This window comes from Salinivibrio sp. KP-1, from assembly GCF_000968645.1.
Classification (GTDB): Bacteria; Pseudomonadota; Gammaproteobacteria; order Enterobacterales; family Vibrionaceae; genus Salinivibrio; species Salinivibrio siamensis.
The window spans coordinates 130,475-145,438 of record NZ_LAQR01000045.1 but is presented as its reverse complement, the minus strand read 5'-3'; the positions used below and the strand labels follow the sequence as shown (position 1 = coordinate 145,438).

Below are 14,964 nucleotides of genomic sequence, written 5' to 3'. Positions count from 1 at the left end.
CGACGCATGTATTGACGGCTGTGTTTTATTTCACCGTCTGAGTGCTTGTTTGCTAAAGACTTTACTTTATTACCGTCGATTAAATCAGCGTTTAGTCAATTCTGACTAACATTTGACAGAATCCCCCTACCCATCTTTGTCGCATCCTTTAGAATTTGCTCTCGCCGTCGCGATCAGCGCTTTACTGCCTGTGACATGGCTAGCCGCAACCCTTCTTACGCTGTGGAGATTTAGATGCTATTTCGTTGCTCACTGATCAGTGCGCTTTTACTTACGGTGTCCGGCTGCACATTAACCTCGCAGCACCAACACCAGGAAACGCTCAGTAAATTTGATAACCTGGCTGCCCAACACCAGCAACAACAACAAACTTTCACCGAGACATTCGCTCAACATGGCACAGCGTTAAATCAGTTGGCCGACAAAGTGAGTGCGCTCGAAAGCCAACTGACCGTGATTCAGCGTACCCAAGCCAAGCTTTACGCCAATGTGGCGACCGACACCGCTGACGTCAAAGTGAAAGAAAAGGTGGTGCGGGTGCCGGTTAACGACGGCAAGATTATTCTCGGTGGACGCGAATTTGTCTGGTTTGATGCGGTCGAAAACACCTTCCAATCCCGTGTGGATACCGGTGCCGAAACGTCTTCACTCAACGCGGTGGATATCCAAGAGTTTGAGCGTGACGGCGATACCTGGGTCAAGTTCAACGTCAATCATAGTGAAAACAGCGATCAGCCAGTGATCATGGAAATGCCGGTGAAACGCTGGGTGCGTATCCGTCAATCGTCAAGCGATAGCACTGAGCGCCGCCCAGTGGTCGAAGCCTGGATTCGTGTCGGTAACATCCATGAGAAAACCGAATTCACCCTCGCCGATCGCACCAACATGGAATACCCAGTGCTGCTCGGCCGCGAATTTTTTAAAGACTTGGCGGTGGTTGATGTCAGCCAAGTCCATATTCATCCGCAATATCAGCCGGACACGCCATCGGAACCAGGCGATGACACCCCCAAAACAAGTAGGTAATCGATATGGTTTCACGGGTTCCTTTTTATTTTTTAATTGGCTTTTTAGTTGTCGCAGGTATTGCACTCAGCGCGTACCGTCATTTTGTCTATGGCGTGCCATGGTTGGCTGACGAAACGCGCCAAGTGTGGCAAATCGAGGCGAGAATCAATTTCGATGCTAACGACGGGCCGGTCAAAATCAGTTTGGCCGCACCAGACAGCCAGCCGGGTTTGACCCTGATTGATGAAAGCACCTCATCGGCGGGGTACGGTTTTTCCTTGCTCGATACCGAGCATGGCCGCCAAGCACAGTGGTCGGCTCGACAAGCGAGCGGTGAGCAAACGCTTTATTTTAAGAACCAGATGCTGGTTGATGACAGCGCGCGCTACACCATGACCCCGCCCGAGGATGACGTGGTCGCCACGCCTGTCATGGATAATGCTGCGAAAAACGCCGCACTCGCGCTGCTTGACCGTGCTCGTGCCCGCTCTGCTGATAACATCACCCTGACCCGTGAGCTCATCAAACAGCTAAATAGTCCTGATAGCCAAAACGCGGCACTGCTGCTCAACACGCTTGATAAACCCGATGCGCTGCGCAAAACCTTGGCTCTTGAAGGCATTCATGCGCGCGTGGTGGGCGGTTTAGAGCTTGAAGATGGCCGGCGCCGCCAAAGTATTTCCCCCATGTTGCAAGTGTGGCAAGACAGTCGCTGGCACTTGTTTGATTTAGTCAGCGGACAAAATGGCCATCACGATAACACGCTGTTATGGAACCAGCATGGCGGGCCGCTGCTAGAAGTGATGGGCGGTGAGCACAGCCAGGTGCACTTCTCCATTATTTCGCAAGACATCAGTCCGCAGCAGGCCACCTCGGCCAAGGTGTCGGCCGACGATTTGCTCAACTTCTCCATCCATAGTTTGCCCATTGAAGAGCAGGCAATGTTCAAAACCATCATGCTGATCCCAATCGGTGCGCTCATTGTGGTGTTCTTGCGGGTGATTGTGGGGCTCAAAACCTCTGGTACTTTTATGCCAGTGCTCATTGCCGTCGCCTTTGTCCAAACCCAGCTCATCACCGGTATCGTGGGCTTTGTGTTGATTGTGGGCACGGGGCTGGTGATCAGAAGCTACTTATCGCGGCTCAATTTACTCTTGGTAGCACGAATATCGGCCGTGATTATTACCGTGATCCTGATTATTTCCGTCTTTAGCGTGATTGCCTTCCATATTGGTTTAATGGAGGGGCTCACCATTACCTTCTTCCCGATGATCATTCTGTCATGGACGATTGAACGGATGTCGATTTTGTGGGAAGAAGAAGGGGCAAAAGAAGTGGTGATTCAAGGTGGCGGCTCACTGCTCACTGCCGTACTGGTATATTTAGCGATGACCAATGATTTGATTCGCCATCTCACCTTTAACTTTATTGGCCTGCAGCTGGTTATCCTTGCACTTATCTTGCTACTAGGTAATTACACGGGCTATCGCTTGTCTGAACTCAAGCGCTTCCGCCCCTTAGCGGAGCCGAGTAATAAGCCACTTGGGTTAGCTACCACCTCAGGAGGCGATGATGCGCAAACTCCTCGATAAGTTAGCCTCTCCGTTTCGCCTTAACCACGCAGGGATCATGGGCATGAACCAGCGCAACATTCGCTATATTGGTCGCTACAATGACAGGCGTTTGTATCCATTGGTTGATGACAAGCTACAAACCAAACTCATCGCCCAACAAGCGGGGGCCACGGTGCCTGAACTGATTGGGGTGATTGACAGCCAAGCGGATGTCAAACGCATCCACGCCATGGTCGCCAATTGGCCCGGCTTTGTGATTAAGCCTGCGCAGGGCTCTGGCGGAAAAGGCATCTTAGTGGTGACAAAAAACCACCAAGGTGTCTATACCAAAGCCTCGGGAAAAGCGGTCAGCCATAATGATGTGGAGCGCCATATCACCAATACCTTGGCAGGCCTTTTCTCACTGGGAGGCAAAGCCGATGTCGCCGTGGTCGAAAACTTAATTGCGTTTGATGATAGCTTTGAAGGATTTAGCTATGAGGGTGTGCCCGATATCCGCGTGATTGTTTTTCAAGGCTACCCAGTGATGGCAATGATGCGTCTATCGACCTCGGCGTCTGATGGCAAAGCTAACTTACACCAAGGTGCCGTTGGCGTCGGCTTAGATATGGCGACGGGCAAAGCACTAAAAGCGGTGCAGTTTAATCGCCCTATTACGCATCATCCAGATACCCATCAAGATCTCTATACCCTGCAAGTGCCTCACTGGCAGCAGCTTCTTACCCTCGCCGCCAGTGCATGGGAAATGACGGACTTGGGTTATATGGGCACCGATATGGTGCTGGACAAAGAAAAAGGCCCGATGGTGTTGGAGCTCAATGCACGACCAGGCCTCGCCATTCAAATTGCGAATGGATGTGGCCTGCTTCCGCGCCTTGCTCTGATTGAATCTCTGCCGCCTTGTCGCTATCCGCCTCTACCGGAAGACCGAGTGGCGTTTTCAATGCAACATTTTGCTGGTCAGAGTACGCAGCCCTTGCAACCCAGGCTTGCGGAGGCAGGATGAGTTGGTACAGCGCTCACTCGACCTTATAGGAGACATGGTCACCAGCCAAAGATATTTAAGCCAAACCAAAGAAAAGCGTTAAAGTTTCTCGTCTGCTGCCGATAGCCTAGTTATTACCGTATCGACCACGTCATAACTAGGGTAACCACAGTGACTATCCATACCATCGACAAAGCGCAGCTGATTAGCGACGTTCAGTTTGGGGATAACCTAAACCATGCGGTGGTACAAGGGCGTCGTTCCGACTTTGCGCTGATGATGGCGCTATTATCTGGTGATGCCAACGAGTCGACCCCGCTGACGCCGATTGATACGCCCGTCAGCAATGATCAAGTGCTCCGTCAGCGGTTCCAACTGCCCGACCCACAACCTCTTGCCGCCAGTAATGAAGAAGACTATCAACGCGCCAGTGCGCAAGCCGATGCCTTTCATCGAGGCGGCATTGCCAGCGCCAACCTACGCTTTCAGCTTGCCCCCGCGGCCATGCATTATCCCCCTCAAGGTACACACGGTTTTGACGAAGCGGTCTATCATAATTTATCTGGCCACGAACGCCGTCACTTGACCGATACCGAGCCCAAGCGCCCTGCGTATAACCCCGCCACTTTGTATGAAAAGCTCACCACCTCACATTGCTTTGATAAAATGCGTGTGAGCGCATAATGCGTCAGATCGCAAGTCGATCTTGATGACATTGGTGGATCCTTTATCAAACTGTGATCCTCTATAGATTCCCGATATTCTTTTTGCCATTCCACCTGACGTTTTTAGTCTTTTTTTCGCAGTCCTCGTATTTATGGTCCAGTATTACACTCCCATGCTTGAATAAGGTGTGAGTAAGCTGTCACTTTCTCGTGACTTGCTTGGGTAAATAAATGCATCAGGTTGTTTTAATAGACTGATAATTATGAGGAAACTCTCATGAAGATCGATAGCGCAGTGGTCGTCATTACCGCAGGTGGTTCACCGTCTGGACGCGCCATGGCTGAGCATTTTTGCTCGCTTGGCGCCAACGTGGTGCTGCTCGATACCGAGTGGCCAGCGCTGCGCTTAAGTGCCGATCAATGCCGCAACTATCCGGGGCGCGTTCAGCCTATTTGTTTAGCTGACCATGAGCCTGAATCTATTCACGATGCGTTCAGCCAAGTTACTCGGCTTTTTGGTGGCATTGATGTGCTCATTAATCATTGGCAAGGGGATATCCTGCCTAAGCTTTTCGACAGTGACAATCAATGGGACACACCCAAAACACTCAGTGATACCACGTCACAATACTTTTTGGTCGTCCAACGTGCAGCAGAATGCATGCAGCAACGCGGTCGGCCAGGCGTGATCATTAATGTCGCGGGCACTCATCTCACTCCCGATACGGTTGCCAACGCCATGATTGGCGGTTTGACCCAGCGGTGGGCCAAAGAGCTTTCCGCGCTGAAAATTCGTGTCGGCGGTATTGTCCCGCGTCACCGAAGCCAACCGAGTCGCGGTGTCGATGATGAGTTTATCCGCAATGCCGAGTACATCGTCTCCAACGATTCTTTTAACGGCCGGTTGTTAGAGGCAAGTGGGTAGAAGATCGCTCTCTCAAATACAAAAAGACCCGCCGGAGCGGGTCTTTATCGTTAAGCGGTTACCTAGGTTAAATTAGGCGTCTGCTTTTTCGTCTTTTTTCGCTGCTTTCGCGGCTTTAGTCGGCGCGGCGGCTGGCTGGTCATCTTTTTTCTTGATAACCGTGGTGCCTTCGAAGGTTTCACCTTCCACGTAAGGCTTACCGTAGTAAGACGCAACCAACACTTCTTTCAGCTCTTTGATGAGTGGGTAGCGTGGGTTAGCGCCTGTACACTGGTCATCAAACGCTTCTTCCGCTAGCTCATCCAGTTTGGCCATAAAGTCCGCTTCTGGTACACCAGCTGCCTGAATTGAGACTGGGATATCCAGTTTCAGCTTCATTTCTTCAAGCCATGCTAGCAGGCGCTCGATTTTCTGTGCGGTACGGTCGCCGTCTTGTGCCAGGCCAAGGTGGTCAGCGATTTCTGCATAACGACGACGTGCTTGTGGACGGTCGTACTGCGAGAATGCCGTTTGCTTGGTTGGGTTGTCATTGGCGTTGAAACGTACCACGTTGGAAATCAGCAGCGCGTTCGCCAAACCGTGTGGCAAGTGGAACTCAGCACCGATTTTGTGCGCCATTGAGTGACACACCCCCAAGAAGGCGTTAGCAAATGCGACACCGGCAATGGTGGCACCATTGTGCACTTTCTCACGTGCAATTGGGTCGTTTGCGCCGTGCGCATAGCTCGCTGGCAGATAGTCTTTCAGCAATTTCAGCGCTTGCAGTGCTTGCCCTTCTGAATATTCGTTAGAAAGGATAGACACATAGGCTTCCAGTGCGTGAGTAATCGCATCGTAACCACCAAAGGCTGTTAGTGACTTCGGCATGTTCATCACCAGGTTGGCATCAACAATCGCCATTTGTGGTGTCAGCTCGTAGTCGGCCAGTGGGTATTTCGCCCCAGTTTCATCGTCCGTTACTACCGCAAACGGAGTCACTTCTGAACCGGTGCCTGATGTGGTTGTCACACAAACCAGCTCGGCTTTTTTACCCATTTTCGGGAATTTGTAGATACGTTTACGGATATCCATAAAGCGCATCGCTAGCTCTTCAAAGGCTGTCTGTGGGTGCTCATACATAACCCACATGATTTTCGCCGCGTCCATCGGTGAACCACCACCTAGGGCAATAATCACATCTGGCTGGAAGCTCTTCATTGCTTCCGCACCTTTGCGCACCACGCTTAAGGTTGGATCCGCTTCTACTTCGAAGAAAGTACTCACGTCCATGCCTTGCGCTTTAAGCATTGACTCGATTTGCTCTGAGTAACCGTTGTTAAACAGGAAGCGGTCAGTCACGATCATCGCGCGTTTCTTGTCTTCTAGGTCACTCAGTGCGATTGGCAAGCTGCCGCGACGGAAGTAGATAGATTTTGGTAGTTTGTGCCACAGCATATTCTCAGCTCGCTTCGCTACGGTTTTCTTGTTCATCAGGTGTTTAGGCCCAACGTTCTCAGAAATTGAGTTACCACCCCATGAGCCACAGCCCAATGTCAGTGACGGTGCAACGTTAAAGTTGTACAAGTCACCGATACCACCGTGCGTGGTTGGAATATTGACTAGGATACGAGCCGTTTTCAGGCGGTCACCAAAGTATTTGATGCGGTCTTGGTTCACGTCCTGGTTAGTATATAGGCCAGAGGTGTGGCCGATACCGCCCATTTCTACCATTTTGCACGCCATATCGACCGCGTGCTCAAAGCTCTTGGCACGGAACATACCCAAGGTTGGCGAGAGTTTCTCGTGAGCAAACTCTTCTTCGATGCTGATTTCCAGCCCTTCACCAATCAAGATTTTAGTGTCTGATGGCACGCTTACACCGGCCATGTCTGCAATCTTAGTGGCAGGTTGGCCCACGATATCAGCGTTAAGGTTACCGTTGATAAGTAGTACCTTACGCACTTTATCGGCGTCTGCTTTGCTCAATACATGGCCTTTGTGCGACGCAAAGCGTTCTTTCACTTCATCGTACACTTCGTCCATCACGATAACCGCTTGCTCTGACGCACACACCACGCCGTTATCGAAGGTTTTTGACATCAGTACAGACGCGACAGCACGTTTAATGTCAGCGGTTTCATCGATAACCACAGGCACGTTACCCGCACCCACACCAATCGCAGGTTTACCTGATGAGTATGCCGCTTTCACCATGCCTGGGCCACCGGTCGCCAGAATCAGGTTAATGTCGTCGTGCTTCATCAGTGCGTTAGAAAGCTCAACTGAAGGTTGGTCAATCCAGCCGATGATGTCTTTCGGTGCGCCCGCAGCCACTGCTGCATCGAGAACCAGTTTCGCGGCATCATTGGTCGAGTTTTTCGCACGTGGGTGTGGCGAGAAGATGATGCCGTTACGCGTTTTCAATGAGATCAGTGATTTGAAGATCGCAGTAGAGGTTGGGTTAGTGGTTGGCACGATACCGCAGATAAGGCCAACGGGCTCGGCGATAGTCATGGTGCCGAATTCGTCATTCTCTTCGAGAATCCCGCAGGTTTTGTCGTCTTTGTATTTGTTGTAGATGAACTCAGAGGCGAAGTGGTTTTTGATAACCTTGTCTTCGAGGATACCCATGCCTGACTCTTCAACCGCTTGTTTCGCCAGTGGGATACGCGCGTTGTTTGCAGCCAGAGATGCGGCACGGAAGATCTTATCTACTTGCTCCTGTGAATAGGTCGCAAATTCTTGTTGTGCCTTTTTGACACGCTCAACCATCGCGTTGAGTTCAGCAATATTAGTGACAGGCATAGTCGTCTCCTGGTTCATATTTGAAAATCATTTAGTAATTGCTTAACGCCGCGTCTTTGCTTACTAAGCCATGTTTATCTTTGGTTAGTGTCGCCATTAGGTGCGTGGCATTTAGTAAATAACTTTCAAAACTGAGTATAAGTTTTCACAGCGTGAGTAACTTGATCTCGATCAGTTGTTATCAAATCAACCGCAATAAACTTTACGCTTAACCCCCACAGTTACTGGGTTTAATATTTTTGTAGCACAGAATGTATGTGTCTAAAATTTTCATCACAGTAACATATTTTTTACATGATGAGACAAGTCTACATGTCGATACTGTATGTAAATTTCAACAAAACGCCTGAAGACGGTTGTTTATATCCACAACACCGACCCTCAGTATAGTTTGCCGTGCGAAAGTTGCATGACGACAAATCGTTTGAGTGAGCCATCTTAAGTTGGTTCAAAACGTGCAACCACTGCATGCAGAAAATACATGGCTGAGTGGTTGGTTTTTAAACTGATATCGCTATACTGGCGCCATTGATTAAACCCGAGAGAAACTGGACTTCCTCACAGCATTACGAGAGTCACCATGGCCGCTTTCGACACCATGATTTTTGTGCAGTTTTTTGTCGGGCTTTTTGCCGCCGTTAACCCTATCGGTATCATGCCCGTTTTTGTCACCCTCACCGTACATCTTGATAAACAAGAACGAAACCGCACGGCATACACCGCAGCCATCGCGGTCGCGATCATCTTGATTGTTTCTCTGCTTGCCGGTCAGATGTTGCTGGATTTATTCAGTATCTCACTCGACTCATTCCGGGTGGCCGGTGGCATGTTGCTGCTCAGTATCGCTTTTACCATGATGAACGGTAAGTTGGGTGAGGGTAAGCAAAACAAGCAGGAGCAATCCGAAACCATTAGTCGTGAACAAGTGGGCGTCGTGCCGCTGGCAATGCCGCTGCTCGCCGGGCCAGGTGCGATCAGCTCAACCATTGTGTATGGCTCTCAATACCCCGATACCTGGAGTACGATTACATTAATCACCACCCTCGTGCTGTTCTCTGCAGGAATCTGGGGATTATTTAAAGTCGGCCCTGCAGTAGTGAAATTTTTAGGCCAAACGGGTATCAACGTTATTACGCGGATCATGGGTCTTATTCTGGGCTCATTAGGCATCGAGTTTATCGCCTCTGGCATGCGCGCTTTGTTTCCTGGCCTCAACTAAACGCGCGGTCATCCCGTGCAGCGCGTAGTACTAGCAAGCCGGCACGCAGGCAGTTGCCGTGCCGGTTTTTTGCGGCTCAATCATGGAAGGTTTATAGCAAGGTAAGCGAATGAATAAGTCACAAAGCCGTCTTCAACATTATCTCTACACCACCATCTTTGGCACCGAGACGAAGCACGGGAAGGCATTTGATTTGGTGCTAATTGTGATGATCTTGGCCTCGATGGTGGTGTTGATGCTGGAATCCATCGCTAGCTTTCACGCTCAATGGTCGCAATGGCTCTATTGGATTGAATGGGGCTTTACCGGCATCTTTACCATCGAGTATTTACTGCGCCTTTATTGCTCTCCGCGCCCGTCTGCTTATGCGCGAAGCTTTTACGGCGTGGTGGATTTACTGGCGATTCTGCCCACCTATATCGCGATTTTTGTCCCAGGGACGACTTACCTGATGGTGGTACGCTTGTTGCGGGTATTGCGTATTTTCCGTGTTTTGAGGCTGATGCGTTTTTTGGAAGACTCCAACATCTTGTTACGCTCGATGATGCTGTCATCACGCAAGGTGATGATTTTCTTCTTCTCCGTGGCGATCCTGGTCACCGTCTTCGGCGCACTCATGTACGTGATTGAAGGGCCAGAGAATGGCTTTACCAGTATTCCCTATGCCATCTATTGGGCGATCGTCACCCTCACCACCGTCGGCTATGGCGATATTGTGCCGCAAACCGATATTGGCAAGGCACTCGCGTCTTTCACCATGTTGATGGGCTATTCGATTATTGCCGTGCCTACAGGGATCATCACCGCCGAAATCGGTCAGCAGATGTCACTGCATCGCAACTTGGTAAAATGCCCTAACTGCTCAAAAAGCGGCCATGAGTCCGACGCCTCATTTTGTAAGCATTGTGGCAGTGAGCTGCCGGAAGCCGATAAACGCGTGGTCACACCTGGGCTGTAACACTGGCTTCACGTTGATTGGTACGGCAGTCGCTGCGAGTAAAAGCACGAGATACCGATAATAAAAAAACGGAGCAGGTCGGCTCCGTTTTTAGTGGCTCAATGGCAAATAACAGTCGCTTACTTACGACGCCAAGTGGTGCCTTGTGGGCCGTCTTCCAGCACAATACCCATCGCGGTGAGCGCATCACGCGCGGCATCGGCGCTGGCAAAGTCTTTGGCTTTACGGGCATCGTTCCGTTTTTGAATGAGCGCCTCGATTTCAGCCACTTCATCATCAGCCCCTGCATCGCCTTGCAAGAAGCTATCGGCATCTTGCTCGAGCAAACCAAGAATCGACGCTAACTTGCGCATTTGCGCGCCCAGCGCGGATGCCGCCGCCTGATCATCGCCGCGCAGTCGATTAACCTCTCGAGCCATATCGAATAGCACCGAATAGGCCTCTGGGGTATTGAAGTCATCGTTCATCGCCGCTTCAAAGCGTGCCACGTATTCATCGCCACCGGCAGGTACGGCCTGAGTGTCTAAACCGCGAAGCGAGGTGTACAGACGCTCAAGTGCTGAACGGGCTTGATTGAGGTTTTCATCGCTGTAGTTCAACTGGCTGCGATAGTGACCGGACAGCAAGAAATAACGCACGGTTTCGGCATCATAATGTGCCAATACATCACGGATGGTGAAAAAATTCCCCAAGGATTTGGACATCTTTTCACGATCAACCATCACCATGCCGCTGTGCATCCAGGTATTGACATATGGGGTGTCATGGGCGCAGCAAGACTGGGCAATTTCGTTCTCATGGTGCGGGAACTGCAAATCAGAGCCGCCACCATGAATATCAAAATGTTCGCCCAAGATCGCAGAGTTCATTGCCGAGCACTCGATGTGCCAGCCAGGGCGACCTGGCCCCCACGGGGATTCCCATGTTGGCTCGCCAGGTTTGGACATTTTCCACACCACAAAATCGAGAGGACTGCGCTTGGCTGTTTCAACATCCACACGGGCGCCCGCTTGCAGCTGATCGAGGTCTTGCTTTGACAGCTTGCCGTAATCATCAAACTTGGCCACTTCAAACATCACGTCGCCATTATCTGCGACATAGGCGAAGCCACGCTCAATCAGCTTTTCTACCAGTGCGATGATTTCATCGATGTAGTCAGTCGCACGTGGCTCGATATCAGGACGCGCCATGTTTAAAGCATCAAAGTCTTGGTACATTTCACCGATCAAGCGCTCGGTCAATGCGTCACAGCTCTCGCCATTTTCCGCCGCACGCTTAATGATTTTGTCATCGATATCCGTGATATTACGGACAAAGGTCAAATCAAAGCCCAAGTAGCGCAAGTAGCGCGCAATCATGTCAAACGAAACAAAAGTACGCCCGTGACCAATATGACAGAGATCGTAAATCGTCACCCCACACACATACATGCCAATTTTTCCCGGCGTGATGGGTTTAAAGACAGCTTTATCTCGCGTCAGTGAGTTGTAGATCTTTAACGGGGGGGTTTGCGTCGACATAATAATTTGATGACTCGTTACAATAGTGACAATGAGTAAGGTGAAGCAGCTATTACACCTTTTCTACTGGCATGACGCAAGCCTCTCACGCCGGCCAAGGCCTGTGAAACATTAAGACTGGGCTCACAAGTTACTACTAAAACCGAGATTATCGCTTGAGCTTTTTAAGTCTATTCATTTATTTTTCAATAAAGAATCTTTATCGATAAGTATTTATTGGGCAAACTGGCCCATTGACTGATTGGCACTCACCGATCTTATTGAGACTAACCGATGTGGCAGAATCATGACTGATAACGCAACCCCTTCCGCTCTGCAAGAGGACAAAGTTGACCTCATCTTACGCCAATGGCACGACGAGCGCCCAGATATCGACCCCAGCCCGATGGCGATCACGGGCCGTCTCGCGCGGGTTTTGGGCAATATCAATCCCAAACTGCAACAAGTATTTGGCCAATATAACCTCAACCCTGGGGAGTTTGATGTGTTGGCCTCCCTACGTCGTGCAGGCTCGCCCTATACATTAACACCCAACCAGCTGCTCGATGCCTTGATGCTTACTTCGGGCGCGATGACCAACCGTATCGATCGCCTCGAGCAAAAAGGCTTGGTGTCTCGCAGCCCTGATCCCAACGATCGCCGTGGCGTCTATGTCTCACTGACAGACGCGGGTATGGGATTAATCGATAAAGCGGTGACGGATCATACCAACAATTTACACCAACTCTTGGCGGGTCTCACCACCGATGAGCAAGCCGAACTCGCCGTGTTACTAAAAAAATTACTCGCACATGTTGAGCCTGTGTCTTAATCGCTTTTCCCCAGCTCGCCTGAGATAAGGACGACTCAGGAATGATGATTAATTCCACATCCAGGGGATCTTTGCTTGATCAGCGAGTACTTTCGGCTAAAATCTGTGATCCTTTTTAGCCAAGCCAATGACAGGATTACATCATGGTGACTCTTCATACCACGTTCGGTGACATCAAACTTCGCATGTTTGCAGACGAAGCACCGGCTACGGTCGAGAACTTTTTACAATACTGCCGTGACGGCTTTTACGACGGAACCCTGTTCCACCGCGTGATTGACGGCTTTATGGTCCAAGGCGGTGGCATGGCCTCTGGCATGGAAGAAAAAGCAACCCGTGCGCCAATTAAAAACGAAGCAGATAACGGCCTCAGCAACTTGACGGGGCGCTTGTCGATGGCTCGCACCATGGAGCCGCACTCAGCAAGCTCGCAATTCTTTATCAACGTCAATGACAACCTGTTCTTGGATCACAAAGCTAAGACGCCAGATGGCTGGGGCTACTGTGTGTTTGCCGAAGTGGTTGAAGGCATGGATGTAGTCAACAAGATCAAAGGCGTTGCCACCGGTAACTGGGGTTACGTTCATCAGGACGTCCCGGTCGAAGAAGTGTTGATCAATAGCGTGACTATTGAAGACTGAAGTGACACTATCGAGCAAGGGTAGCCAAGGCTACCCTTTCTTTTTCGTCGCGACCCGCTTTCTATTAATGATAAAACCAACGCATGTCTCATACCCTCTTCATCGCTGATTTACACTTAAGCCCGACGCGGCCAGATATTACCGACTGCTTCGAACGATTTATGAAGCAAGAGGCGATACATGCCGACGCCCTGTATGTTCTGGGGGATTTATTCGAGGTTTGGATTGGTGATGACGACAACAGCCCGTTTCATCGACAAATTAAAGCGGCGTTTTCCGCGGTGACTGAGCAAGGCGTGCCAGTGTACTTTATTCATGGCAATCGTGATTTTTTAATTGGCCAACGCTTTTCTAGAGAAACCGGCGTAACGCTGTTAAGCGAGCTTGAATGCATCGATTTATATGGCACCCCCACCCTGATCCTGCACGGAGATACCTTGTGCCTCGAGGATGTTGATTATCAGGCATTTCGACGCAAAGTCCACCAGCGCTGGTTGCAGCGACTATTTCTGAGCCTACCACTGACGTGGCGCCGCAAGATTGCGGCCAAAATGCGCGCGGGCAGTGCCAATGCCAACCAACAAAAGTCAACGTCCATCATGGATGTCACGCCGCAAGAGGTGCAGCGCCAGTTGGATAACGCCAATGTACGCCATATGATTCACGGCCACACCCATCGCCCTCATATCCACCAGTGGCTCCAACACGGCACCGCGTACCGACGTATTGTGCTAGGCGATTGGTATCAACACGGCTCTGTGTTGGTGTGCAATGAACAAGATTGTGACTTGCAAACCCGCGACTTTACCCATTTTTAAACCGTTCAGCGACTGGTTAAGAGATAGTTATGCAAACTGATTTATGCCCTTGTTGCAGCAATAAACCCTATCAAGATTGCTGCGCGCCGATTCATCAGAACCCCGCCAATGCTATCCATCCGGAGCAATTGATGCGTGCACGTTACAGCGCACACCCCAAAGGCTTGGTGGATTTTATTGTTAAGACCTACCACAGTGAATGCGGCGCCGAATCGTTTCGTGATGACATCACCACCATGACCCAGCACCAGTGGCAGTCGCTCGAGGTCGTAGATAGCGAGGTGTTGCAACAAGGTGAACTTGGCTTTGTCACCTTTAAAGCCCACTTTATCGCGCACGGCCAGCCCCAATCTCTGCATGAGCGTTCTCGTTTTGTTAAAGAGACGATCGATGGACAGCTTCAGTGGCGATATATCGATGGCGTGTTTCCCGGCCATGTCAAAGCGGGGCGCAACGATCCCTGCCCGTGTGGCAGCGGACGTAAGTTTAAAAAGTGTTGCAGTTAGTCTCTACCCTCCTCTGAGAAGACCTGGTTAAAAATCAATCAAGAATTCTTTTCCTTGGTCGATACTGATAGTAAGACCAGAGGAGGATGAATCATGAATTGGCTCGGCAATCTCAGTCCCGTGTATCGCACACCACATGCACCACCAACCAAAGTATGGGCAATTCGAAAACAAGCCCATATTGAAGAGCGCAAGCAGCGTCGCTTAGATGACCCATCGGATCACCATGCGTCGCCGCAGGCTGAAAAAGAGAGCGCGCCACGCAAAAAAGATGATGGCTCGCTGGATGTTTATGTCTAGGCGTCGCCGCTTGTCATGCTAGGCGGTGAAAAAATCTCCATGTTTGTAGTTGCAATCTAAGCTGACTTTGATATTGTCAAAAAAGAAATGAGATTGACCAACGTAAATGGACATCAAAAAATGACTTCATCGCTAATGACAATGCATCACCACCATCATCCTGACTAGTCTTTCGGGAGGAATGGTTTCGACTGGAAGACGAGTAAAAGCGCTTCCGTCGGTCATTAGCCAGCTAACAGATTCAGACCCT

13 protein-coding genes, 1 pseudogene and 1 other annotated feature (1 of these 15 running past the window's edge) are annotated in these 14,964 nt (G+C 50.3%); of the genes and pseudogenes, 12 read left to right on the top strand and 2 right to left on the bottom strand.

Annotated elements, in window-relative coordinates; genetic code table 11:
• Positions 1-234 precede the first annotated feature (234 nt).
• The 5 genes and pseudogenes from WN56_RS12685 to WN56_RS12665 all read left to right on the top strand — a co-directional run bounded on the left by WN56_RS12685 (position 235) and on the right by WN56_RS12665 (position 5,157).
• On the top strand, positions 235-1,026 hold the full coding sequence (locus tag WN56_RS12685) for an ATP-dependent zinc protease (RefSeq protein ID WP_046075354.1): 792 nt from the start codon (positions 235-237) through the stop codon (positions 1,024-1,026).
• A 5-nt stretch (positions 1,027-1,031) separates the two neighbouring features.
• A pseudogene (locus WN56_RS12680) lies at positions 1,032-2,534 on the top strand (inactive transglutaminase family protein); the annotation flags it as partial.
• Between the two features lie 46 nt (positions 2,535-2,580).
• The gene (locus tag WN56_RS12675) at positions 2,581-3,588 is read left to right on the top strand and encodes an alpha-L-glutamate ligase-like protein (protein WP_197075759.1); all 1,008 of its coding nucleotides are present in this window, start codon (positions 2,581-2,583) and stop codon (positions 3,586-3,588) included.
• Between the two features lie 150 nt (positions 3,589-3,738).
• On the top strand, positions 3,739-4,251 hold the full coding sequence (locus tag WN56_RS12670) for a VC2046/SO_2500 family protein (protein WP_046075352.1): 513 nt from the start codon (positions 3,739-3,741) through the stop codon (positions 4,249-4,251).
• Between the two features lie 258 nt (positions 4,252-4,509).
• The gene (locus WN56_RS12665) at positions 4,510-5,157 is read left to right on the top strand and encodes an SDR family NAD(P)-dependent oxidoreductase (protein WP_046075351.1); all 648 of its coding nucleotides are present in this window, start codon (positions 4,510-4,512) and stop codon (positions 5,155-5,157) included.
• A gap of 72 nt (positions 5,158-5,229) precedes the next feature.
• Here WN56_RS12665 and adhE read toward each other — a convergent pair whose 3' ends face one another.
• Positions 5,230-7,959 carry a bifunctional acetaldehyde-CoA/alcohol dehydrogenase gene (adhE, locus tag WN56_RS12660; RefSeq protein ID WP_255352030.1) on the bottom strand — a complete coding sequence of 910 codons (2,730 nt, stop codon included), beginning with the start codon at positions 7,957-7,959 and terminating at the stop codon, positions 5,230-5,232.
• A 562-nt stretch (positions 7,960-8,521) separates the two neighbouring features.
• On the opposite strand from adhE, the gene WN56_RS12655 reads away from it, so the two are divergent.
• On the top strand, positions 8,522-9,160 hold the full coding sequence (locus WN56_RS12655) for a YchE family NAAT transporter (RefSeq protein ID WP_046075349.1): 639 nt from the start codon (positions 8,522-8,524) through the stop codon (positions 9,158-9,160).
• Between the two features lie 109 nt (positions 9,161-9,269).
• Positions 9,270-10,118 (top strand): ion transporter, encoded by an 849-nt coding sequence (locus tag WN56_RS12650; protein ID WP_046075348.1) that lies wholly within the window; start codon positions 9,270-9,272, stop codon positions 10,116-10,118.
• A gap of 119 nt (positions 10,119-10,237) precedes the next feature.
• Here WN56_RS12650 and cysS read toward each other — a convergent pair whose 3' ends face one another.
• Positions 10,238-11,638: a cysteine--tRNA ligase gene (gene cysS / locus WN56_RS12645; RefSeq protein WP_046075347.1), complete on the bottom strand. Its 1,401-nt coding sequence runs from the start codon at positions 11,636-11,638 to the stop codon at positions 10,238-10,240.
• 286 nt (positions 11,639-11,924) lie between these two features.
• On the opposite strand from cysS, the gene WN56_RS12640 reads away from it, so the two are divergent.
• The 5 genes from WN56_RS12640 to WN56_RS12620 all read left to right on the top strand — a co-directional run bounded on the left by WN56_RS12640 (position 11,925) and on the right by WN56_RS12620 (position 14,714).
• Positions 11,925-12,449, top strand: a complete 525-nt coding sequence (locus WN56_RS12640) for a MarR family winged helix-turn-helix transcriptional regulator (protein WP_046075346.1) — start codon at positions 11,925-11,927, stop codon at positions 12,447-12,449.
• Between the two features lie 143 nt (positions 12,450-12,592).
• Positions 12,593-13,090: a peptidylprolyl isomerase gene (locus WN56_RS12635; RefSeq protein WP_046075345.1), complete on the top strand. Its 498-nt coding sequence runs from the start codon at positions 12,593-12,595 to the stop codon at positions 13,088-13,090.
• An 83-nt stretch (positions 13,091-13,173) separates the two neighbouring features.
• Positions 13,174-13,908 (top strand): UDP-2,3-diacylglucosamine diphosphatase, encoded by a 735-nt coding sequence (gene lpxH, locus WN56_RS12630; protein WP_046075344.1) that lies wholly within the window; start codon positions 13,174-13,176, stop codon positions 13,906-13,908.
• A gap of 29 nt (positions 13,909-13,937) precedes the next feature.
• Entirely contained in the window at positions 13,938-14,414 is a 477-nt protein-coding gene (locus WN56_RS12625) for a YchJ family protein (protein ID WP_046075343.1), read from the top strand.
• Between the two features lie 93 nt (positions 14,415-14,507).
• Complete coding sequence (locus WN56_RS12620; RefSeq protein ID WP_046075342.1) at positions 14,508-14,714, top strand: hypothetical protein; 207 nt, start codon at positions 14,508-14,510, stop codon at positions 14,712-14,714.
• Positions 14,715-14,857: 143 nt separating this feature from the next.
• Positions 14,858-14,964, top strand: a sequence feature (His leader region) (it continues 31 nt past the right edge of the window).